Origin of the sequence: Shewanella sp. SM74 (assembly GCF_025653725.1) — a bacterium.
In the GTDB taxonomy this organism is placed as follows: Bacteria; Pseudomonadota; Gammaproteobacteria; order Enterobacterales; family Shewanellaceae; genus Shewanella; species Shewanella oncorhynchi.
The window spans coordinates 1-22,209 of sequence record NZ_JAKKRZ010000016.1 but is presented as its reverse complement, the minus strand read 5'-3'; the positions used below and the strand labels follow the sequence as shown (position 1 = coordinate 22,209).

Annotated in this window: 23 protein-coding genes; 16 read left to right on the top strand and 7 right to left on the bottom strand. The window is 43.7% G+C overall.

From position 1 onward, the window contains the following. The 6 genes from L5M49_RS16110 to L5M49_RS16085 all read right to left on the bottom strand — a co-directional run bounded on the left by L5M49_RS16110 (position 1) and on the right by L5M49_RS16085 (position 4,956). The gene (locus tag L5M49_RS16110; RefSeq protein WP_115164826.1) at positions 1 to 222 is read right to left on the bottom strand and encodes a helix-turn-helix domain-containing protein; all 222 of its coding nucleotides are present in this window, start codon (positions 220 to 222) and stop codon (positions 1 to 3) included. Between the two features lie 253 nt (positions 223 to 475). Further along, positions 476 to 1,102 (bottom strand): recombinase family protein, encoded by a 627-nt coding sequence (locus L5M49_RS16105; RefSeq protein WP_263179525.1) that lies wholly within the window; start codon positions 1,100 to 1,102, stop codon positions 476 to 478. 132 nt (positions 1,103 to 1,234) lie between these two features. After that, a complete protein-coding gene (locus L5M49_RS16100) occupies positions 1,235 to 1,618 on the bottom strand; it encodes a hypothetical protein (RefSeq protein WP_263266424.1) in 384 nt (127 codons plus the stop codon). Positions 1,619 to 1,743: 125 nt separating this feature from the next. Next, positions 1,744 to 2,064, bottom strand: a complete 321-nt coding sequence (locus L5M49_RS16095) for a hypothetical protein (RefSeq protein WP_263266423.1) — start codon at positions 2,062 to 2,064, stop codon at positions 1,744 to 1,746. Between the two features lie 107 nt (positions 2,065 to 2,171). Next, positions 2,172 to 3,014 (bottom strand): hypothetical protein, encoded by an 843-nt coding sequence (locus L5M49_RS16090; RefSeq protein ID WP_011920338.1) that lies wholly within the window; start codon positions 3,012 to 3,014, stop codon positions 2,172 to 2,174. A gap of 388 nt (positions 3,015 to 3,402) precedes the next feature. Then, on the bottom strand, positions 3,403 to 4,956 hold the full coding sequence (locus L5M49_RS16085) for an oligopeptide:H+ symporter (protein WP_173248474.1): 1,554 nt from the start codon (positions 4,954 to 4,956) through the stop codon (positions 3,403 to 3,405). Positions 4,957 to 5,205: 249 nt separating this feature from the next. On the opposite strand from L5M49_RS16085, the gene mioC reads away from it, so the two are divergent. The 16 genes from mioC to L5M49_RS16005 all read left to right on the top strand — a co-directional run bounded on the left by mioC (position 5,206) and on the right by L5M49_RS16005 (position 21,821). Continuing rightward, positions 5,206 to 5,646 carry an FMN-binding protein MioC gene (mioC, locus tag L5M49_RS16080; protein ID WP_219235712.1) on the top strand — a complete coding sequence of 147 codons (441 nt, stop codon included), beginning with the start codon at positions 5,206 to 5,208 and terminating at the stop codon, positions 5,644 to 5,646. A gap of 439 nt (positions 5,647 to 6,085) precedes the next feature. Continuing rightward, positions 6,086 to 7,975: a tRNA uridine-5-carboxymethylaminomethyl(34) synthesis enzyme MnmG gene (gene mnmG, locus L5M49_RS16075; protein ID WP_263209784.1), complete on the top strand. Its 1,890-nt coding sequence runs from the start codon at positions 6,086 to 6,088 to the stop codon at positions 7,973 to 7,975. Between the two features lie 117 nt (positions 7,976 to 8,092). Beyond that, positions 8,093 to 8,713, top strand: a complete 621-nt coding sequence (rsmG, locus tag L5M49_RS16070; RefSeq protein ID WP_263212659.1) for a 16S rRNA (guanine(527)-N(7))-methyltransferase RsmG — start codon at positions 8,093 to 8,095, stop codon at positions 8,711 to 8,713. A 73-nt stretch (positions 8,714 to 8,786) separates the two neighbouring features. Beyond that, a complete protein-coding gene (locus L5M49_RS16065; RefSeq protein ID WP_131524522.1) occupies positions 8,787 to 9,575 on the top strand; it encodes a ParA family protein in 789 nt (262 codons plus the stop codon). 9 nt (positions 9,576 to 9,584) lie between these two features. Then, the gene (locus L5M49_RS16060; protein WP_105250795.1) at positions 9,585 to 10,463 is read left to right on the top strand and encodes a ParB/RepB/Spo0J family partition protein; all 879 of its coding nucleotides are present in this window, start codon (positions 9,585 to 9,587) and stop codon (positions 10,461 to 10,463) included. 225 nt (positions 10,464 to 10,688) lie between these two features. Next, entirely contained in the window at positions 10,689 to 11,072 is a 384-nt protein-coding gene (locus L5M49_RS16055) for an ATP synthase subunit I (RefSeq protein ID WP_105250794.1), read from the top strand. A gap of 12 nt (positions 11,073 to 11,084) precedes the next feature. Beyond that, positions 11,085 to 11,879 (top strand): F0F1 ATP synthase subunit A, encoded by a 795-nt coding sequence (atpB, locus tag L5M49_RS16050; protein WP_105250793.1) that lies wholly within the window; start codon positions 11,085 to 11,087, stop codon positions 11,877 to 11,879. A 64-nt stretch (positions 11,880 to 11,943) separates the two neighbouring features. After that, on the top strand, positions 11,944 to 12,195 hold the full coding sequence (atpE, locus tag L5M49_RS16045) for a F0F1 ATP synthase subunit C (protein WP_006083840.1): 252 nt from the start codon (positions 11,944 to 11,946) through the stop codon (positions 12,193 to 12,195). A 37-nt stretch (positions 12,196 to 12,232) separates the two neighbouring features. Beyond that, entirely contained in the window at positions 12,233 to 12,703 is a 471-nt protein-coding gene (gene atpF, locus L5M49_RS16040) for a F0F1 ATP synthase subunit B (RefSeq protein WP_006083841.1), read from the top strand. Positions 12,704 to 12,718: 15 nt separating this feature from the next. Continuing rightward, a complete protein-coding gene (gene atpH, locus L5M49_RS16035) occupies positions 12,719 to 13,252 on the top strand; it encodes a F0F1 ATP synthase subunit delta (RefSeq protein WP_006083842.1) in 534 nt (177 codons plus the stop codon). A gap of 14 nt (positions 13,253 to 13,266) precedes the next feature. Beyond that, on the top strand, positions 13,267 to 14,808 hold the full coding sequence (gene atpA / locus L5M49_RS16030) for a F0F1 ATP synthase subunit alpha (RefSeq protein ID WP_168827626.1): 1,542 nt from the start codon (positions 13,267 to 13,269) through the stop codon (positions 14,806 to 14,808). 50 nt (positions 14,809 to 14,858) lie between these two features. Then, positions 14,859 to 15,719 carry a F0F1 ATP synthase subunit gamma gene (atpG, locus tag L5M49_RS16025; protein WP_006084762.1) on the top strand — a complete coding sequence of 287 codons (861 nt, stop codon included), beginning with the start codon at positions 14,859 to 14,861 and terminating at the stop codon, positions 15,717 to 15,719. A gap of 35 nt (positions 15,720 to 15,754) precedes the next feature. Further along, positions 15,755 to 17,146 (top strand): F0F1 ATP synthase subunit beta, encoded by a 1,392-nt coding sequence (gene atpD / locus L5M49_RS16020; protein ID WP_105250791.1) that lies wholly within the window; start codon positions 15,755 to 15,757, stop codon positions 17,144 to 17,146. A 36-nt stretch (positions 17,147 to 17,182) separates the two neighbouring features. Beyond that, positions 17,183 to 17,611, top strand: coding sequence for a F0F1 ATP synthase subunit epsilon (locus L5M49_RS16015; RefSeq protein WP_105250790.1), 429 nt, complete (start codon positions 17,183 to 17,185; stop codon positions 17,609 to 17,611). Between the two features lie 475 nt (positions 17,612 to 18,086). Further along, on the top strand, positions 18,087 to 19,451 hold the full coding sequence (glmU, locus tag L5M49_RS16010) for a bifunctional UDP-N-acetylglucosamine diphosphorylase/glucosamine-1-phosphate N-acetyltransferase GlmU (RefSeq protein WP_113941420.1): 1,365 nt from the start codon (positions 18,087 to 18,089) through the stop codon (positions 19,449 to 19,451). A 276-nt stretch (positions 19,452 to 19,727) separates the two neighbouring features. After that, entirely contained in the window at positions 19,728 to 21,821 is a 2,094-nt protein-coding gene (locus L5M49_RS16005) for a TonB-dependent receptor (protein ID WP_263209792.1), read from the top strand. Positions 21,822 to 21,994: 173 nt separating this feature from the next. Here L5M49_RS16005 and L5M49_RS16000 read toward each other — a convergent pair. Continuing rightward, positions 21,995 to 22,209 (bottom strand): transposase (locus L5M49_RS16000; RefSeq protein ID WP_248943622.1); only part of this gene is annotated, 215 nt, incomplete at its 5' end.

Below are 22,209 nucleotides of genomic sequence, written 5' to 3'. Positions count from 1 at the left end.
TTACTCATTTCCTACGGATTCCGCAGGCGATTTTTCTAGCAGTTCTTGTATGTTGCAGTTAAATAAATCACACAGCTTATCTAGTGCGTCTAGGTCCACTTTTAGCGCGGTTTCCTTATAAAGTAGTGTGATGGTGGTGCGGCTTAGGCCGGTTTCGCGCATCACATCACTAATACGCATTTTATGTTCGCCCATTAAACGGGCAAGGTGGCAGCGGATCATGCTTTCTCCACGAGAGTATTCACACATTTGCGTTTTATTACATTGAAAAGTTCAATCACAACATATTGATTGAAGTATGATTTTTAACCATTAAAACTTAGGGTAGTCACTACAGCTTACCCTATCACGATTATGATTTTTCTCAACTTATTTGAGTTGAAATGTAATTTTTTAGGGTAATGAGAACAGATTATCAGTGTGAGGATTTTGAATTGCCGTAATCAAGAAAATGATACGGCAGAAAGTAGTGGAATTACTGCTCTGTACAACCGATATTCTTCGAGATAGTTGCAATCAGGTGCCGCGAACACCCCAACATATCCTGAATGTCACTATAGCTATGGCCGGTCTTCAATAGGCTAGCTATGTGCTGGTGTCGTTTGAGATCTGGTTGACGCCCGTTGTATTTTCCATCAACTTTAGCCTTTGCGATTCCCTGAGATTGACGACGTCGCCGGTCATCATAATCTTTGCGGGCAACTGCGGCGAGCATATCCAACATCATGGCATTAACCGCCTGTAAAATAGCGCCGGTAAAGTCAGTTTCGCTATGTTGTTGTAAAGCCAGCCAACTGGTGGGAAGTTCCGGTGAAACAATGGCTAGGCGTTTGCTGGCCAGCTTTTGTTTCAACGTATCCCAATCACTTTGCTTGAGCCGCGCCAGACGGTCGATCTGTTCAACTAGCACAATGTCACCCTCGCCTGACTCGGCAATCAAACGCATCAACTCTGGCCGGTGCAACGTGGCACCAGAAACATTCTCAATATAAAAGGCAGCGATTAGCTGGCCATGCTGAGCAGCAAACTGGATGAGGGATTCTCGTGCCCGTTCAGCATTTTGTTCTTTGGTTGATGCGCGAAGGTAAGCTCGAATTAACATCTTGATCTCCACAGTCTGTTATAAGTGGTACTTTATCTCTGGTCTGGTTTAGGTGGTTCTGTTGGTAGTAAAACCAGTCTGATGGCTAGTTCCGTTGATGTGTACTCAAAAGGAACCAGCTAAGTGCCAAAATCAATCATCAAACCCAATATGGTTTCTATAGTCGTAATCAAAACTATCCTTGAAAACGGAACTATCTGGTTTCATTCGTTTATGACGACTTGGTATTGGGTAGGTTTGATTTAACTTCATCATATTTCTGACAAACGCAACGAATAGATAGCCAGCCCAAAGTGCCAATGACATTTGCCAACACAAATAAGTGAGCGCACACCAAAAAGGAACGGCTAACCACCATCTGCGTTGGATAAATGCGAAAGCTTTAAAGCACCAAATGACCAATGGCAAACCTGCGAGCAAGAATCCCCATCCAGAGTCTTGAGCTAGCATCAATCCCAGTAGCAAAACACCAAGCAACACTATATTTACTAAATCATTTTTGAGATTTTGACTCATGTTTCCCCTCCAACTCTTCGGTTTGAGGTTTGTCTTGGCCTGACAATTTCTGATTGGCGCTATAGCTGTAAAGACACCAGAAGGTGACCAAACTAAAAAATAGGAATAGCGCAAGCATTCCCCAGTCAAATGCAGTCATAACGACCTCCGCTCACTCGAATATCCATTCCCTGTAAACTGAATAACTTGGAAAACATAGAATCAGTCATTTCATCGAGTTCAGATAATTCGAATTCAGGGACTATAAGAGGCATGCCAAAATACTGAAGGTTACGATAGGATGATGGCTCAAAAATGCCGTGCGGATAGCTGTCTAATGTGTTGAAAGTCTGATTCAGTCTGAGATCAACAATCCAACCGCCAGGAAGCTCAATCCAACTATGTGGATAGACTAATTCTCCCGTGCTCTTGCATTTGACACATCCCACTCTAGGTTGATGAAACACCTAATCTCTCGTCAGTAGATGACTGATCAGGTAGGTAATAATTATGGGGTCAGTTTGGAGTTCATCCATCGCCAGAACAATATTGTCTAGATCCTGATATTCACTATTCATAAAGCAGGCTCCTTAAACAACAGTTGTTTTCCTTGTTCATACAGCACTGGATATGGGAGAGATTGGCCATCCTGAACCACAAGGTTAGGTGGGTAATAGATCACCATCCACGATGGCAATGCAGCACTGACGGCTCTATAAAACTCATCAACTGGAAAGTCTTGTTGGCCTGACTGGCGGAAAACAAAGCGAGAATAGTTCTTCGAGTGATTGGCGACGATGTTATAGCTTTCGGACTCACCACCTTTAATATAGAGCGGGCTCTTCCAGAGATAAGGAGTCGTAATGTTGTAAGCAACCACACATTGACCAATACCGCATCCATGCTCAGCGCTTTCAACAGACCAAAGAATCATGGGATGGCCATCAATTTCCGGTGTTTCTACATTACTCAGTTTAGTGACATTCAACGCCATATCATCGGCCACATGCTGGATAGCCTGGTCGACAAGATGCACGTATTTCTCATAAGCCTGAGATTCTGAAGTAGCAGCAGATGCGGGCATCCATCCCATTAGACTTGGTCTAGCCGAGGGATTGTCTGGTGTCATCATTATATCGGTAGCGTTAAACGCGAACGTCTGCGTACCAGAAAGACGCCTAAGCGGATCATCAAATGAAGTCGTTAGCCTGGCGAGATCAAGCAATGGAACCAACATACCCTTGCTATAAGAGTGGACACCATCGTGGGAATCTCTCAAATCCAAATCGTAGATGCCCCCGGCTCGCGCTAGATTTAAAGCCCGAGATTCATCTTGAGCATAATGACGGGGTCCAGTTACGCAACCAGACAAGGACACACATAAAGCGATTAATGATAAAGATGGGTATTTTTTCATGATTACCTCCTGCTTTATAAAGATTCGCATGGAGGTAGTAAAATGCAAGCTATTTTGATAAATAATTATTAAAAATCAATAGTTTGTACTGACATTACAAACTTCAAAATGGGTAACAATAGCAGTTTATATTCTTTTCCCACTTTCCCAGATATCCCACTTTAAAAATGTTGAGAATCCCCTAGAATAGATACTTCCATGACAAAACCCGACAAATGAGTTGCACTCCACATGTGCGCCAATATTCTTCTAACAATTTGAATAGTTTTACATTTTTAGTTTCTGTATCGGAAAATAACTAACCTTAATATTATTTCCATATAAATCAGCCCATACAATATGGGCTGATTTTTTATCTACAACTGAATATTTCCACTCATCGACTAACTCATGATTCGACGTGGCGGTAATGATCTTGCATTTGATAGGATCTTGCATAAAGCGCAAACATCAATGCCGCCAAGATGGCAAAACCAGCAAAGAAAAACATCTGAAATGCGGTAATGCTAATCCCCGTCTGGGCAATTTGTTCCGTCACTGCCGGACTTTTCACACTGACGTTCGCTAGTAGCACCCATAAGTTACCGACGGTCACCGATAAGGTCCAAAAACTCATAATAGTGCCTTTCATGGCTTTAGGCGCTTGGCTGTAGGCAAACTCTAGCCCAGTGGCAGAGACTAATACTTCACCAAAGGTGAGCAAAGCATAGGGCACAATCTGCCAAAATATTGATAATACCGAGCCGCCATCCATCACCAATTGAATGCTACCAACGACTATCCAACTCACGCCCGTGATGGCAATCCCAGCCCCCATTTTACGCAAAGCAGTTAACTTTATCCCCATGCGCTCAATCGCCGGATATAACACAAAGTTATTAAATGGGATCAATAACATAACTAATAATGGGTTTAAAGCTTGCATCATGGCGGGTTCAAACCAATCCGGTTTAGACATATCATTTGCTTGCAGTATCCATGTGGACGCTTTCTGATCGAACAAAGACCAAAAAGGAGTCACTAACGCAAATAAGATTAAGATCCGTAGTACTGAGCGTACCCCATCAACGGCGATATCCGGATGGATCCCCCTAGCGCGTTCGAGTTGCAATGAAGCCCCTGCGCCAACAAATCCCATCACTAGCACTAACGCACAACACAAACCAGCAACGATACCTAAGGTTGGAATATTCACTAAGGCATACGCTGCAGAAATTATCCCAACTAAAGCTAACACTAAACCTATGTTGGCTTGACCAGCGATTTTAGTGAGCAATGCGGTACGAATAACGGGTAAAAAACCATGGGGATTTTTCGGTTCGGGTGGCATATGCACATAACGTTTGCGGCCTAACCAGAAGAACACAGTTGCAATAAACATTAAGACACCAGGGATCCCAAATGCGACCGCAGCACCATAATATTTCAATAGTAATGGCATAGATAACGAGGCGAAGAAGGAGCCAAAGTTAATCGTAAAATAAAACAGATCAAACGCTTTCTGCGCCAATGTTTTATTGGTTTGATCAAATTGATCCCCCATAAAGGAAGAAACCAAGGGCTTAATCCCACCCGATCCGAGCGCAATTAAAAATAATCCCGTATAAAACCCTTGAATACTGTGTTCAAAAATAGCGAGAAACGCATGGCCAACACAGTAAATTAAACTTAACCATAAGATAGTATTGTATTTACCGAAAAAACGATCTGCAATCCAACCACCGAGTAACGGGAAAAAGTACACTCCAATGACAAAGGAATGGAACACATCCTTAGCCATAGTTCCGCGCAGTTCTTCTGGAATAGACAACAAAAGTGCTGTCATCAAGAATGGGGTAAGAATATTCCGCATACCGTAAAAGCTAAAACGTTCACAAGCTTCACTGGCTATGATGTAAGGAATTTGCCGTGGCCACTGGGGCGCATTTACGGGTGTTGTCATGGATCATCCTATTATAATTATTTGATTTTAAATGAAATTAACTTTTTAAATATATTAATTATGTATCAAGAAGCTAAAGGTAACATGTAAGCGAAACCAACCTTATATAAAGGATGCAAAAACTGCAAAATCACGTATTGCTTCTGTGGTCCTATCCACATTTCCTTTATGATGAACATAATAATAGCCATTCAGCTATCTATTTAATTGAAATTAGTTTTAAAAACAACAACACACTGAGAAATCATAATGGCAAAGATTGAAGTAATCGTTGGTACAACATTGGGCAGTGCAGAGTATGTTGCCGACGAAATGATGGCCCAGTTAACGGAGCAAGGACACCAAGTTCAAGTTCATTTAACCCCAACATTGTGCGAAATAGACACCCATGCACTGTGGATTATCGTGTCATCAACTCATGGAGCTGGTGATCTTCCAGATAATATTCAGCCTTTTTTCAACGAAATTACCGAGCAAAAACCGGATCTCAGCCAAGTAAACTTTGCCTTATGTGCAATTGGTGACTCAAGTTACGATACCTTTTGCCAAGGCCCAGAAAAATTAATTTCGGCCATTCAAGACTGCGATGCAAAAGCCTTTGTGGATAAGATCCAGATCGATGTACAGCTTGATCCTGTGCCGGAAGACCCAGCCCTTGCATGGTTAGTACAATGGCAACAGGACATTTAAGATCGCTTATTGGATAAGGTCCCGATCTATGTACAGTTTAGATCCTATTTATCCACAATTTACTTATTTAAAGTATAAACATGTGGATAAGCTATTATTTAGATCTGATCAACCTCTGTACTATTCACAGTCCGATCTGCTTAATGATCCGCCTTGTGGGTAAGTAGGCGATCTATCCCCATGTTTAATGACGTTAGATCGCGATCAGATCACAGGATCAAGATCGCGCTAATTAATGATTTATATCATGAATTTGGGTTATGCACAGAAAAACGCGATCCTAATAGTAAACATAATAAGAAGATCTATATAAAGATCTTAAGATCTATTAGTCCGGATCATCTCGATCGAACAGCGTAAAATGATCATTCACCTAAGACGAAGCAAATGCTAAAATGCTCGGCTCGTACTGAGTCTCTTAGCAATTGAAGGTAGTGGCATGCATTTTCATGAACGGTTTGATGTTATTGTTGTTGGTGGTGGTCATGCCGGAACTGAAGCCGCGTTGGCAGCAGCAAGAATGGGATCAAAAACATTATTACTAACGCACAATATCGATACGTTAGGACAAATGTCATGTAATCCAGCGATCGGTGGCATAGGCAAAGGCCATTTAGTGAAAGAAATTGACGCCTTAGGTGGTGCAATGGCAATCGCAACCGATTATGCAGGGATCCAATTTAGAACCTTAAATTCAAGTAAAGGCCCAGCAGTACGAGCAACACGTGCACAAGCTGACCGTGCACTGTATCGTCAAAAAATCCAAAATATATTACAAAACCAACCTAACTTACGTATTTTCCAACAAGCCGTAGATGACTTAATTGTTGAAAATCATCAAGTAGTTGGTGTAGTTACCCAAATGGGTTTAGCCTTTGAATCTCCAGCTGTTGTATTAACAACAGGTACATTCTTAAGCGGCAAAATTCATATAGGCTTAGAAAACTACAGCGGTGGCCGTGCAGGCGATCCACCAGCGATTGCTTTAGCAAATCGATTACGTGAATTACCGATCCGAGTCGGCCGTTTAAAAACAGGTACCCCACCACGTATCGATGCAAACACGATTGATTTTTCTCAAATGGCTGAACAGAAAGGCGATTCTCCATTGCCTGTGATGTCGTTTATGGGCGATGTCAGTCATCATCCAAAGCAAATTTCTTGCTGGATCACTCACACCAATGAAAAAACCCATGAAATTATTCGTGGTGGTTTAGACAGAAGCCCTATGTATTCAGGCGTCATCGAAGGTATTGGTCCACGTTATTGCCCATCGATTGAAGACAAGATCCACCGTTTTGCGGATAAATCTTCGCATCAGATCTTCATCGAACCAGAAGGTTTAAATACCAATGAGATCTATCCTAACGGGATCTCTACTAGCTTACCTTTCGATGTACAGTTGAATTTAGTACGTTCGATCAAAGGCATGGAAAACGCAGAAATCATGCGTCCAGGTTATGCGATCGAATACGATTATTTCGATCCAAGAGATCTGAAAAACTCATTAGAAACCAAAGCAATCAACGGTTTATTCTTTGCTGGCCAAATAAACGGCACTACAGGTTATGAAGAAGCCGGTGCTCAAGGTTTATTAGCAGGCATGAATGCCTCACTGCAAATACAAGGCAAAGAAGCCTGGTGTCCACGCCGTGACGAAGCGTATCTTGGAGTACTAGTTGATGATTTATCGACTCTGGGTACCAAAGAACCGTACCGCATGTTTACTAGCCGTGCCGAATACCGTTTGTTACTCCGTGAAGATAACGCTGATATTCGCTTAACGGCAAAAGGCCGCGAATTAGGTTTAGTTGACGACACTCGCTGGGCGGCATTTAGTGAGAAGTTAGAATCGATCGAACTTGAGTTACAACGTTTGCGCGCTCAATGGGTGCATCCAAATTCACCTTTGATCCATGCGTTAAACCCACACTTGAATACGCCGATCTCTCGCGAAGCATCATTTGAAGAATTACTGCGTCGTCCAGAAATGGATTACAGCAAGTTGATGCAGATCGAAGGTTTTGGTCCAGGGCTTGAAGACCCACAGGCGGCTGAGCAAGTTCAGATCCAAGTTAAGTATTCTGGTTATATTCAACGTCAGCAGGAAGAGATCAACAAAGCTGTGCGTAATGAGAACACAGGTTTACCTTTGACGCTCGATTACAAAGAAGTACCGGGCTTGTCGAATGAGGTGATTGCTAAGTTAAATAACCATAAACCAGAAACCATAGGCCAAGCCTCACGGATCTCTGGTATTACGCCTGCGGCTATTTCAATTTTGTTGGTTCACCTTAAAAAGCGTGGCTTATTACGTAAGAGTGCGTAAAAGCTAGCTTAATCGCTGTTTAGGTCATAGAAGGGAAGCATTCAGGCTTCCCTTCATCGTTTTCGGGCTTCATAATAGCCTTCGCGTTCATAATCGTATATTTGTTGAGGTTGCTCAGTGTTATCTGCCCAGTTAGAGGCTTATTTAGCCGAAATTAATTTGCCCGCCACCGCCGAGCAGAAAAAACAACTAATTGATTTTGTTGGCATGCTCAACAAATGGAATAAAGCCTATAACCTGACATCGGTGAGAGATCCCGAAGCTATGCTGATCCGTCATATCATGGACAGTTTAGTAGTTTCAAAACACCTGCAAGGTGAATGTTTTATCGATGTAGGCACTGGACCGGGTTTACCTGGGATCCCGTTAGCCATTATGAACCCCGATAAACAATTTGTGTTATTGGACAGCTTAGGTAAACGTATTCGTTTTCAAAAACAAGTGTCCTTTGAATTAGGCATACATAACATCAGCTCAGTTGAAAGCCGCGTAGAAGCTTATCAACCGGAGGATAAATTCGACGGCGTATTAAGTCGTGCATTTGCCTCAATCCAAGATATGCTGACTTGGTGCCATCATCTCCCCGCTGAACACGGACAGTTTTATGCACTTAAAGGCCAGTTGAATGATGAAGAGATGCAACATATTCCAAATGGATTTGTGGTGAAAGAAGTTATCGAGCTTAAGGTGCCTAAACTCGATGAAAAAAGACATTTATTGAAGATAATCAAAGAATAACAGGCTTAAAAGTGATAAATAAATCATTTATAAGCAAGGGCAATAAACCAGCATTTACATACAGGGTGATATTGTGGGTAAAGTGATTGCCGTGGCTAACCAGAAAGGTGGCGTAGGAAAAACAACTACTTGCGTTAACCTCGCCGCTTCGTTAGCAGCAACAAAACGTAAAGTATTATTGATCGATCTCGATCCTCAAGGTAATGCCACCATGGGGAGCGGTGTCGATAAGTATGACGTAGCTAATACAGCCTATGAATTATTGGTTGAAGAAAAATCTTTCGACGAGATCGTCATTAAAAACACTGCAGGTAAGTATGATCTGATCGCCAGTAATGGCGATGTCACTGCGGCAGAAATCAAATTGATGGAGTTTTTTGCCCGTGAGGTTCGTTTGCGTAACGCGCTCGCACCGATCAAAGATCAATATGATTATATCTTCATCGACTGTCCTCCTTCATTGAACATGTTGACCGTAAATGCTATGTCTGCGGCCGACTCTGTACTCGTGCCTATGCAGTGTGAATATTATGCCCTCGAAGGCTTAACGGCACTGATTGATACCATCACTAAGCTCGCTGCTATGGTTAATCCTGGACTTGGCATCGAAGGCATTTTACGTACTATGTATGATCCGCGTAATCGTTTATCTAATGATGTGTCCGATCAGCTAAAACAACATTTTGGTGACAAAGTCTATCGTACTGTTATCCCACGTAATGTGAGGCTAGCAGAAGCACCAAGTTTTGGAGCGCCTGCTATGTATTACGATAAATCGAGTGCTGGCGCTAAGGCGTATCTAGCGCTTGCGGGTGAAATGATCCGTCGTTCAGAACAACAAACTCAGGCTAAGCAAGCGTAAAGGATCACCATGACGTTGAAAAAAAGAGGATTAGGCAAAGGGTTAGATGCCCTACTGAGTAACAGTCATGCCGCCAGTAAAAAGCACACTGACGAAGCTGATGTTGTCGATAAAAAAGAAGAGCTTATCCATCTCGATTTAGACTTATTACAGCCAGGTAAGTATCAACCTCGTAAAGACATGTCCCCCGAAGCGTTGGAAGAACTGGCACACTCTATCCGCAACCAAGGCATTATTCAGCCTATCGTTGTGAGACAAGTAACGAATAACATGTATGAGATCATTGCGGGTGAACGTCGTTGGCGTGCTGCGCAACTTGCTGGCTTGAATAAAATCCCCTGCATAGTAAAGCAAGTAGCTGATGAAGCCGCTGTTGCTATTGCTTTGATTGAAAACATCCAGCGTGAAGACTTAAATGCCATGGAAGAAGCCATTGCATTGCAACGTTTAATGCAAGAGTTTGAACTGACTCACCAACAGGTTGCCGATGTTGTGGGAAAATCCAGAGCGAGTGTATCTAACTTGTTACGTTTAAACGGCTTAAATGAGCCGGTTAAGCGTCTACTCGAGTATGGCGACATTGATATGGGTCATGCTCGCGCTTTGTTGGCAATTGAGGGAGAAGAACAAACAAATCTTGCGAGATTAGTGGCCGCTAAGGAATTAACCGTTCGCGAAACTGAACGATTAATTAATCAAACCTTAAATCCGCCTAAACAAGCCGAAACTACGACTAAAGATCAAGATGTTTGTCGTTTAGAGCAGCAGTTAATTGAAAGATTAGGTGCCAAAGTTTCGATCGCTCATAGCAGTAAGGGCACGGGTAAAATTGTAATTAACTATCAGAATCTGGCTGAATTAGACGGAATTCTTAGTAAAATTCATTAATGTCTGTAGATTAACAGTTTTTAATGTAAATTTGTGACAGATGCTAATCTTACATTTTAACTCGTTTGGCGCGAGATCACGTTAAAAGTGTTGTTTTTCCTTATCTCAAAGTTGCAATGAAGGCGTGAAAAGGTATACTTTCGCAAGCTTTTTGTGCATCGACATAAATACGGGTATTTGTCATCCGGTCATCGAAACAAAAAGTATGAATGCGGAGAGGATGAATTGAGTAAGGTTTTAGCGCGTCGTGGCCGGTGGTCAGCCTATAAATTGGTGATGATGCAGGCGGCGGTCGCTGGGGGTGCTTCAATTCTCTTTTTCGCCGTGTGGGGAGTTCAGTTTGGCTATTCTGCATTAGCAGGTGGTTCAATCGCTGTGCTCCCTAATTTTGTATTCGCAACCCTCGCTTTCTCCCACACGGGAGCAAGTTCAGCTGCAAAAGTCATAAAGACTTTTTACTGGGGGGAAGCGGTAAAGTTGCTGTTAACCATCGCAATGTTTTCGTTTGTGTTTATCAATCTTAAGGTCGCTTTTATGCCGCTTTTTGTTTGTTATGTGCTGACGCTAATCGTGCATTGGACAGCTCCTTTATACTTCAAGCAAAGTTAAGTGGGATGAATCATGGCTGCAACTGGTGAAGCGTTAACACCGCAGGGCTATATCCAACATCACCTTACCAACTTAAGTGTTGGTGAAGGCTTTTGGACATGGCACATTGATTCGTTGTTCTTTTCGGTTGGTCTTGGTGTTCTGTTCCTGTGGATTTTCCGCAGCGTTGGTAAAAAAGCGACTTCCGGTGTTCCTGGCAAACTGCAATGTTTTGTTGAGATTATCGTCGAGTTCGTAAATAACAGCGTGAAAGAAAGTTTTCATGGTCGCAATGCTCTGATCGCGCCTTTAGCTCTGACCATTTTTGTATGGGTATTCATGATGAACTTCATGGATATGATCCCTGTAGATTGGCTGCCTCACGCAGCAAGTTTAATGGGTATTCCCTATCTAAAAGCGGTTCCGACGACTGACGTTAACATTACCTTTAGCTTAGCTATTGGTGTGTTCGTGCTGATTATTTTTTACAGCATTAAGGTCAAAGGTGTGTCTGGGTTTGTTAAAGAATTAACACTACAGCCCTTTAACCATAAGGCAATGATACCCGTCAACCTCCTATTAGAGACTGTTACTTTGATTGCTAAGCCAATTTCATTGGCATTGCGACTCTTTGGTAACTTGTACGCAGGTGAGTTGATCTTCATCCTTATTGCGCTGATGTATGGTACCAACTTGTTATTATCTACCCTAGGTGTGACTCTGCAACTGGGCTGGTTAATATTCCACATTTTGGTTATCACGCTGCAGGCGTTTATCTTCATGATGTTGACCATTGTTTATTTAAGCATGGCGCATGAAGATCATTAAGGATTGCTGAAGAAATTTTAAACTAAATCATCAACTAATATAGATTTAGATACTGGAGATACAGATGGAAACGATTTTAGGCATGACAGCTATCGCTGTTGCTCTGCTGATTGGTATGGGTGCTCTTGGTACTGCAATCGGTTTCGGCTTATTAGGCGGTAAGTTCTTGGAAGGCGCTGCGCGTCAACCAGAAATGGCTCCTATGCTACAAGTTAAAATGTTCATCGTAGCGGGTCTTCTTGACGCCGTAACTATGATCGGTGTTGGTATCGCATTATTTATGCTATTTACCAACCCACTGGGTGCAATGCTGTAAAAAACGCTTCTGTCTTAACTCTAAATAGGAGGCTGTTGTGAATTTCAACGCTACCCTAATCGGTCAGACGGTCGCCTTTATCATCTTCGTGTGGTTTTGCATGAAGTTTGTATGGCCCCCTTTGATGAATGCCATCGAAGAGCGCCAAAAAAGGATTGCTGACGGTCTAGCTGATGCTGATCGTGCGGTAAAAGACCTGGAGTTGGCACAAGCGAAAGCGACTGACCAACTAAAAGAAGCCAAGGTAACGGCTAATGAAATTATTGAGCAAGCTAACAAGCGTAAAGCTCAAATAGTTGAAGAAGCCAAAACCGAAGCAGACGCTGAGCGTGCTAAAATCATCGCTCAGGGTAAAGCAGAAATTGAAGCTGAACGTAATCGCGTCAAAGAGGATCTGCGTAAGCAGGTTGCTACTCTTGCCATCATGGGTGCTGAGAAGATCCTTGAGCGTTCTATTGATCCAGCCGCCCACAGTGACATAGTTAATAAACTAGTCGCTGAAATTTGATAAGGGAGTTGAGTTATGGCTGAATTAACCACCATCGCTCGCCCTTACGCAAAGGCAGCTTTTGACTTTGCTATTGAACAAGATGCAGTGGATTCTTGGGCTGAAATGCTCACGTTTGCCGCATTGGTGAGTGAAAACGAAACCATGCAACCACTGTTAGCTGGCTCTTTAGCCAGCACTAAGCTCGCAGCACTCTTTATTAGTGTGTGTGGTGAGCAAGTCAATGTGCAAGGTCAGAACCTGATAAAGGTAATGGCTGAAAACGGTCGCTTAAAGGTGCTACCTGCTGTATCTCAGTTATTTACTGAATACCGTAATGAGTGGGCAAAAGAAGTAGAAGCCGATGTGGTTTCTGCAACTGAGCTGAGCTCTGAACAACAACAGCAGATTAGTATTTCTTTAGAGAAACGTCTCGCACGCAAAGTTAAGCTGAATTGTAGCACTGACGCCGCGCTCATCGCCGGTGTAATCATTAAGACAGGAGACCTAGTCATCGATGGCTCGGTCCGCGGTAAGTTATCGCGTCTGTCTGATAAGCTGCAGTCGTAATTGGGAGTTTGAGCATGCAACTGAATTCCACTGAAATCAGCGATCTGATTAAGCAGCGGATCGAGCAGTTCGAAGTCGTTAGCGAATCTCGTAACGAAGGTACTATCGTTGCGGTAAGTGACGGCATCATCCGCATCCACGGCCTAGCCGACGTGATGCAAGGTGAGATGATCGAACTGCCTGGTAACCGTTTTGCAATCGCGTTGAACCTTGAACGTGATTCTGTCGGTGCCGTAGTAATGGGTCCTTATGCTGATTTAGCAGAAGGCGTAAAAGTGAAAACGACTGGCCGTATTCTGGAAGTTCCAGTTGGCCGCGGTCTTCTTGGCCGCGTTGTTAACACTCTAGGTGAGCCAATTGACGGTAAAGGACCTATCGATAACGATGGTTTCTCGCCAATTGAAGTTATCGCACCAGGTGTTATTGAACGTCAGTCTGTTGATCAACCAGTTCAAACTGGTTACAAAGCCGTTGATGCCATGATCCCTATCGGTCGTGGTCAACGTGAATTGATCATTGGCGACCGTCAAACTGGTAAAACAGCAATGGCGATCGACGCAATTATCAACCAGAAAAATTCTGGCATTAAATGTGTGTACGTCGCGATTGGCCAAAAGGCTTCTACTATCGCTAACGTAGTACGCAAGCTAGAAGAACACGGTGCTTTAGCTAACACTATCGTTGTTGTTGCAACTGCTTCTGAAGCCGCTGCTCTACAATACTTAGCGCCATATTCTGGTTGTTCTATGGGTGAATACTTCCGTGACCGCGGTGAAGATTCTTTGATCGTATACGATGATTTGTCTAAGCAAGCAGTTGCTTATCGTCAAATTTCGTTACTGCTCAAGCGTCCACCAGGCCGTGAAGCTTACCCTGGTGACGTATTCTATCTACACTCACGTTTATTAGAGCGTGCATCACGCGTTAACGCGATTTATGTAGAGAAGTTCACTAAAGGTGCAGTAACTGGCAAAACTGGTTCTTTAACCGCGCTGCCTATTATTGAAACGCAAGCGGGTGACGTTTCTGCATTCGTACCGACCAACGTAATTTCTATTACCGATGGTCAGATCTTCCTTGAGACCGATCTGTTTAACTCTGGCCTACGTCCAGCGGTTAACCCAGGTATTTCTGTTTCTCGTGTTGGTGGTGCGGCTCAGACTAAGATCATCAAGAAACTGTCTGGTGGTATTCGTACCGCACTAGCACAGTATCGTGAGCTTGCTGCGTTCTCGCAATTTGCATCTGATCTTGACGATGCAACACGTGCTCAGCTTGAGCATGGTGTGCGTGTTACCGAACTGATGAAGCAAAAGCAATATGCTCCTATGAGCGTAGCCGCTCAAGCTGTGTCTATTTTCTCAGCTGAAAAAGGTTACCTGAAGAGTGTTGAGCTGAATAAGGTCGGTAATTTCGAAGCCGCTCTGCTCTCGTTCATGAACAGCGAGCATGCTCCTTTAATGAAGCTTATCAATGATACTGGCGATTATAGCGCTGATATCGAAGCTGAATTAAAAGCTGGCCTCGACAAGTTCGTAGCAACCCAAACCTGGTAACAATGATAGAGGTGTCTTAAGACACCTCAGGTCCAGATTGGAGAGTAGAGATGGCCGGCGCTAAAGAGATTAAAACCAAGATCGCGAGTGTGAAAAACACTCAGAAGATCACGTCCGCCATGGAAATGGTGGCAGCCAGCAAAATGCGCAGAGCGCAGGAACGCATGGCTGCGAGCCGTCCATATGCGGAAAGCATGCGTAAGGTGATCGGTCACGTCGCGCAAGGTTCTCTCGAGTATAAACACCCCTATTTGGAGGTGAGAGAGGCTAAGCGGGTTGGTTACATTGTTGTAGCAACCGACCGTGGCCTTTGTGGTGGTCTGAACGTTAACCTTTTCAAAAAGGTTATTGCAGACGTGAAAAGCTGGAAAGCCCAAGGTGCAGAATTTGAATTTTGCCCTATCGGCGCACGTAGTGTGCAGTTTTTCAAAAACTTCGGTGGACAAGTGTCTGCTCACGCTTCAGGTTTAGGCGATGCTCCAAAGCTCGCTGACTTGATCGGGACAGTCGGTGTCATGCTAGAAGCTTACAACGAAGGCAAGCTGGATCGTCTGTACGTGGTATTTAACAAATTTGTGAATACTATGACGCAGACTCCTGTGATCGAGCAGCTGCTACCTTTGCCTAAATCAGAAGATGATGAAACTGCTCATCGTTGGGATTATATCTACGAGCCAGATCCAAAAGCACTTTTGGATACTTTATTGGTCCGTTATGTAGAATCTCAGGTTTACCAAGGTGTTGTTGAAAACATTGCCTCTGAACAAGCTGCCCGTATGGTAGCAATGAAGTCGGCAACAGACAACGCGGGTGAGCTTATCAACGACTTGCAACTGGTCTATAACAAGGCCCGTCAGGCTGCTATTACGCAGGAACTGTCGGAAATTGTTTCTGGTGCCTCTGCGGTTTAGGTTAGGTAACGAATACAAGTTTTAGAGGATTAATCATGAGCACAGGTACTGTTGTCCAAGTGATTGGCGCGGTTGTGGACGTAGAGTTCCCACAAGATGCCGTACCTCAAGTATATGACGCTCTGAAAATCGTAGGTGAAGGCCCGTGTAATGGTTTGGTGCTGGAAGTTCAGCAACAGCTAGGTGGTGGTGTAGTTCGTACCATCGCTATGGGTTCTTCTGACGGTCTGCGTCGTGGTCTTGAAGTAGTAAACTCAGGTTCACCTATTACTGTTCCAGTTGGTACCGCCACTCTTGGCCGTATCATGAACGTATTAGGCGAGCCTATTGATGAAGCGGGTCCAATCGGTGAAGAAGAGCGTTATGTTATTCACCGTACAGCTCCTTCATACGAAGATCAATCAAGCTCTACTGAACTGTTAGAGACTGGCATCAAGGTTATCGACCTTGTTTGTCCATTCGCTAAGGGCGGTAAAGTCGGTTTGTTCGGTGGTGCGGGTGTTGGTAAAACAGTTAACATGATGGAACTGATTAACAACATCGCTAAAGCCCACTCGGGTCTTTCTGTATTCGCCGGTGTAGGTGAACGTACTCGTGAAGGTAACGACTTCTACTACGAGATGAAAGATTCTGGCGTTCTCGACAAAGTGGCCATGGTTTATGGTCAGATGAACGAGCCTCCAGGTAACCGTTTGCGTGTTGCACTGTCTGGTCTGACTATGGCAGAGAAGTTCCGTGACGAAGGTCGTGACGTACTGTTGTTCGTTGACAACATCTACCGTTATACCTTAGCCGGTACTGAAGTATCTGCACTGTTAGGTCGTATGCCTTCTGCGGTAGGTTATCAACCAACATTGGCTGAAGAGATGGGCGTTCTGCAAGAGCGTATCACTTCAACTAAGACGGGTTCTATTACTTCTGTACAAGCGGTATACGTACCTGCGGATGACTTGACCGATCCGTCACCAGCAACAACCTTCGCTCACTTAGATGCGACTGTTGTACTGTCACGTCAAATTGCTTCTCTGGGTATTTACCCAGCGGTTGACCCATTGGATTCGACTTCACGTCAATTAGATCCATTGGTTGTTGGCCAAGAGCATTATGACGTTGCTAACGGCGTGCAAACTGTACTGCAACGTTACAAAGAGCTGAAAGACATTATTGCGATTCTGGGTATGGATGAATTGTCTGATGAAGACAAGACTGTCGTATTCCGTGCTCGTAAGATTGAGCGTTTCTTATCTCAGCCTTTCTTCGTAGCAGAAGTCTTTACTGGATCTCCTGGTAAGTACGTTTCTCTGAAAGACACTATCCGTGGCTTTAAGGGTATTTTGAACGGTGAGTTTGATCACCTGCCAGAACAAGCGTTCTACATGGTTGGCTCAATCGATGAAGTCATCGAGAAAGCGAACAAAAAGAAATAACTAGGTAGTAATACTTAGTTTTTTAAGGAGAACGGGATGGCAGCCATGACAGTACATCTTGATATTGTAAGCGCAGAGAGCAAAATCTTCTCTGGTCGTGTAGCTTCGCTGCAAGTGACTGGTTCTGAAGGTGAGTTGGGCATAATGCATGGCCACGCTCCTTTGCTTAGTTATATCAAACCTGGCATGGCGCGCATCGTCAAGCAAGACGGCAGTGAAGAAGTGTTTTACCTTTCAGGTGGTATTCTGGAAGTGCAGCCTTCTTCTGTCTCCGTATTGGCTGATGTGGTTATGCGTGCCAAAGATATTGATGAGCAAGCGGCATTAGAAGCTAAGCGTCGTGCAGAAGCCCATATGGCAACTGCTGGCGCTGACTTCAATTATGACGCGGCTATGGTTGAGTTAGCTAAGGCTATGGCTCAATTACGTGTTGTTGAAACCATCAAGAAAAACATTGCCAGATAAGGTTATTGTTTGTGAAAAAAGGCGACCCTATGGTCGCCTTTTTTGTGTCTAAAAATGGGATAGATTGGCATTCTTGCATGTCTTTGATTGATTAGCATCGCTATCTACTTCGCTTTTCGATGTGCTTTCCGTTAAAATTGCGCCACTAATACCAATCGTATTAAATATCTGTTCATTCAGCGGGAGTTCAACGCGCTTTAGACAAGGCGAAGGCTTGAAGGCATAGTGGTGCTCTGTCGAAAGCCTTAAACGCAGTATAAAGCGCGCTGCCATGTATTTAACATCGGCCGCCCTTCGGGAGCCTCACAGGCATCCCACTCCCGTGTTGCATTGATTTAAAAGGGAATAACCATTTCTGCGTCAATGCGCCTTGGATTGAGATGCCTGTGAGGCTCTGAACTGATTAGATATTTAATGTGATTGGTATACGACCGTAATTTTTCACCCTCTTGGGTATTTGTTCAAGGATATGGTAATGGCATTAAATGTAGTGATCTTAGCGGCTGGCAAGGGAACACGGATGCGCTCTGATCTTCCTAAGGTATTACATCCCATCGCCCATAAGAGCATGGTGCAACATGTCATCGATACCGCTAATAAAGTTGGCAGTGACTCTATTCAGTTAGTCTATGGTTATGGTGCCGACAAGCTACAAGCCTGTTTGGGTGAGCAACAACTTAACTGGGTATTGCAAGCCGAGCAATTAGGCACAGGTCATGCGGTTGCACAGGCTAGCCCACATATCGCCGACAGCGATACAGTACTTATTCTTTATGGCGATGTGCCGTTGATCCAGACATCAACTCTCGAAGCCTTACTCGCCGCCCGTCCTGAAAATGGCGTTGCTATTTTAACAGTGAATTTAGCGAATCCTATGGGTTATGGCCGTATTGTCCGTGAGCAAGGAAAAGTCATTGGAATTATTGAGCAAAAAGATGCGACTGCAGAACAGTTGCTGATCAACGAAATTAACACCGGCATCATGGCGGTTCCGGGTAAACAACTTAAAACTTGGTTGAGCCGTTTATCGAACAATAATGCCCAAGGCGAATATTATCTAACGGATATTATTGCTATGGCGCACGCTGATGGCGTTGCTATTGATACTGCTCAGCCACAATCGGCCATTGAAGTGGAAGGCGCTAATAATCGCGTACAATTAGCGCAACTTGAACGTGCTTACCAAGCTCGTGAAGCCGAAAAACTCATGTTGGCGGGAGCGAACCTTCGCGACCCAAGCCGTATCGATATCCGTGGTGAAGTCACTGTTGGTATGGATGTGATGATCGATATTAATGTGATATTCGAAGGCAAAGTGACCTTGGGTAATAATGTCACTATTGGCGCAGGCGCGATTTTAATTGATTGCGAGATTGCCGATGATGCTGAGATCAAGCCTTACTCTATTATCGAAGGTGCTACGCTTGGCGTTGCTGCCAGTGCTGGCCCATTTGCCCGTTTACGTCCCGGCGCAGAGCTTAAGCAAGATGCACATATAGGCAACTTTGTTGAAGTGAAAAAAGCGGTGATTGGCGTGGGATCAAAAGCAGGGCACTTAGCCTATTTAGGCGATGCCATCATTGGTGATGGCGTCAACATTGGTGCTGGTACTATTACCTGCAACTATGATGGCGCGAATAAGCATCTTACTGTTATCGAAGATAACGTCTTTGTCGGCTCTGACACTCAGTTGGTGGCTCCAGTGACCATAGGTAAAGGGGCAACTTTAGGGGCCGGTTCAACGATTACCCGTGATGTAGGTGAGAATGAGTTAGTGATCACTCGTGTTAAACAAAAACACCTCACTGGTTGGCAACGTCCAGTGAAAATTAAAAAGTAAGTTTTAAAACTCAACTTAATGTCAAAAAAGCGGCCATGTGCCGCTTTTATCTTTATTGTGTTCAATGTTTTGCACTAAAAAGCCTTTTTATTAAGTAATGCTTAATAATTAAGATTTTCTTCATGTTTTTGTGGTATGGGCAAATTGTTGGTTTTTAAGTTAATTTGATCACTATCACACGCAATTGTAAATTTTCGTAAAGAAGGGAAAATAAAAACACTTCTCATTTATATTGCCTGCAATTCTAAGACGAAAGGTCTATTTGAGGTGTTGGCAATGGTATTTAAATATTCAGTTATAGGTTTAGCTGTAGGCTCGGCATTAATGGCTATGCCGGTTATTGCAGAAGTGGCGAGCGATAAAAATATTGAGCGCATCAATGTGACTGGCCGTACTTTTAACGACTATAAAGTCGGTAGTGCATCGGGTGCCATGCGTGGCGATATCGACTTAATGGATACCCCACAGTCAGTTAATGTGATCCCCGATTTTGTGACCGATGAACAGTTGGCCACTAACCTTGCCGAGGTTTTAGTTAACGACTCCAGTGTGACGGCGGGAACCACGCGCTGGAACCGTCAAGTCTTCAGTATCCGCGGCTTCGAGCTCGATTCGGGTAACGGTTATCTTATTAATGGCCATCAACAATGGTCTCACTACGTACAACCAATTGAAACTTTACAGCAAGTCGAAGTATTGAAAGGTCCTTCGAGCATGTTGTACGGCCAATCTGGCCCTGGTGGTTTAGTGAATATGGTCACTAAGAAACCGACCTATGATTCAATGTTAGATCTTGGTTTTGATACGGATGGCTACGGTTCAACCCGTGCTCAGCTAGATGCGGGCGGCAGTTTAAACGACGCACAAAGCATTCGTTATCGCGGCGTGTTAGTGAAGCAAGATACTAAATACTGGCGTGAATATTCGACCACAGATGAAAACCAAGAGCGTGATCGCTGGTTGGGTTACTTAAACTTGGAATTTGATATCAGTGATGATGTTCTGTTATCGGTTAAGTACGATCACACCCAAGATAAAGCGGGCATAGATGCGGGTGGTTGGTTAGATAAACAAGGTAATGTTATCGGTGAACGTAAAACCGTATGGGATGCACCTTGGGCCTTTACCGATAACACAGTCTCTAACTTAGGTGCCGATCTAACTTGGCAGATGAGTGATGATTGGAAAGTTAAAGTCGGCTATAACGATCAACAATTTAATCGTCAACGTTTTGATTCAGCTCCCCAATATACTGAAGACCCATTCACTAAGGGGTATAGTATCAAACCATTCGATCGTTACGACGACTGGCAGCATAAAACCGCTTTCGTGGACTTTACGGGTGAATTTGCCTTAGCGGGCATGGAGCACCAATTCCTTATTGGGGCTAACTACTTAGACTATTTCTACCAGCAGCAAATTCAGCGTGGGGCAACTCAAACCGTTATTTCTGGGCAAGCGGTAATTGAGCCAGATCTTGATTACCACAATGGCAAAAAAGGTACCCCAAGCGAATACAAGTATTACGGTTTCTATTTACAGGACTTAATGACGCTTAATGAGCAATGGAAATTGCTTGCTGGCGTGCGTTACGACGAACAGAAAAAAGATGGTTATGGCGAAAATAGCTATGCCGTATCGCCTAAGTTTGGTGTGATCTACTCGCCAATGAGTAATGGCAATATTTACGTTAACTATTCAAAAAGCTTTACACCACAAGGTGCGGTAAATAACAAATTCGATGTCAACGATGGCCTGAATTTAAAGCCAGAATACGGTATTCAATATGAACTGGGTACTAAGTGGGAATTGTTTGACGATAGCCTGTTATTAACCGCAGCGGTATTCGATATTACGCTCGAAAACATCACAATTTCAGAGAAATTATCTGCACCAATTGGTGATTATACCGATATCACTACTCAGGGTGGTGAACAGAAACATCGTGGCTTTGAAATGGGAGCACAGGGTCAAATCGGTGATAGCTGGTTTGTGACTTCTTCCATGATGTATTTAGATGCAGAGTATCAAACGGGAGATGCCCGTGAAGGTAAAACTCCGATTGATGCCCCTGAGTGGTCGGCCAATATCTGGACCCGTTACGAAGTGACTGACAATTTTGCGATGAACTTCGGTGCTATCTATGTGGGTGAGCGTTTTGCCGATCTCGATAACACTATTACTAAAGATGGTTATGTGCGTTTCGATATAGGTGCAGCCTACACTATGGATATCATGGGCAAAGATGTGAGCCTTCGCGCCAACGTGAGAAACCTCTTCGATACCGATTATATCGATGGTGGTCAGTACAATATGGTCACTATTGGCCAAGACCGTAACTTCAGTGTTGCAGTTGAAGCTAAGTTCTAATACTTATTAGGATTTTTAATCCATTTAAAGCAGTTTATCCCTAAAGGATAAACTGCTTTTTTATGGGCTAATTTCCAAGTTGACTGGCTAGACAGATAAAAAAATTGCTTGGATCATGCAAAAGTGTGTTTCGTATGACTAGGGTCTGTTGATCTTTGCTGTACAAATGTTGTTCAGCAATACATCGGCAGCCACATTAACATAAACGCCAGTGACACCATACTGGCGTAATTTCTTGCTAGCTTGTCATATCTTGTTGATATTGCTCGATAGTGCTTAATTCTTCCAAAAGCATTCTCCACTAAATGTCGATACCGATATAAGCACCAATCGACTCTTTCTTGAGGTGTATTCTTATAGCGGCGCCTTGGAATAACAGATTTCCCGC

Bases quoted from the DNA above. Each gene is read 5' to 3' on its own strand.
- L5M49_RS16110 (WP_115164826.1), bottom strand. From the start codon at position 222: ATGATCCGCTGCCACCTTGCCCGTTTAATGGGCGAACATAAAATGCGT.
- L5M49_RS16105 (WP_263179525.1), bottom strand. From the start codon at position 1,102: ATGTTAATTCGAGCTTACCTTCGCGCATCAACCAAAGAACAAAATGCT.
- L5M49_RS16100 (WP_263266424.1), bottom strand. From the start codon at position 1,618: ATGAGTCAAAATCTCAAAAATGATTTAGTAAATATAGTGTTGCTTGGT.
- L5M49_RS16090 (WP_011920338.1), bottom strand. From the start codon at position 3,014: ATGAAAAAATACCCATCTTTATCATTAATCGCTTTATGTGTGTCCTTG.
- L5M49_RS16085 (WP_173248474.1), bottom strand. From the start codon at position 4,956: ATGACAACACCCGTAAATGCGCCCCAGTGGCCACGGCAAATTCCTTAC.
- mioC (WP_219235712.1), top strand. From the start codon at position 5,206: ATGGCAAAGATTGAAGTAATCGTTGGTACAACATTGGGCAGTGCAGAG.
- mnmG (WP_263209784.1), top strand. From the start codon at position 6,086: ATGCATTTTCATGAACGGTTTGATGTTATTGTTGTTGGTGGTGGTCAT.
- L5M49_RS16060 (WP_105250795.1), top strand. From the start codon at position 9,585: ATGACGTTGAAAAAAAGAGGATTAGGCAAAGGGTTAGATGCCCTACTG.
- atpB (WP_105250793.1), top strand. From the start codon at position 11,085: ATGGCTGCAACTGGTGAAGCGTTAACACCGCAGGGCTATATCCAACAT.
- atpE (WP_006083840.1), top strand. From the start codon at position 11,944: ATGGAAACGATTTTAGGCATGACAGCTATCGCTGTTGCTCTGCTGATT.
- atpH (WP_006083842.1), top strand. From the start codon at position 12,719: ATGGCTGAATTAACCACCATCGCTCGCCCTTACGCAAAGGCAGCTTTT.
- atpA (WP_168827626.1), top strand. From the start codon at position 13,267: ATGCAACTGAATTCCACTGAAATCAGCGATCTGATTAAGCAGCGGATC.
- atpG (WP_006084762.1), top strand. From the start codon at position 14,859: ATGGCCGGCGCTAAAGAGATTAAAACCAAGATCGCGAGTGTGAAAAAC.
- atpD (WP_105250791.1), top strand. From the start codon at position 15,755: ATGAGCACAGGTACTGTTGTCCAAGTGATTGGCGCGGTTGTGGACGTA.
- L5M49_RS16015 (WP_105250790.1), top strand. From the start codon at position 17,183: ATGGCAGCCATGACAGTACATCTTGATATTGTAAGCGCAGAGAGCAAA.
- glmU (WP_113941420.1), top strand. From the start codon at position 18,087: ATGGCATTAAATGTAGTGATCTTAGCGGCTGGCAAGGGAACACGGATG.
- L5M49_RS16005 (WP_263209792.1), top strand. From the start codon at position 19,728: ATGGTATTTAAATATTCAGTTATAGGTTTAGCTGTAGGCTCGGCATTA.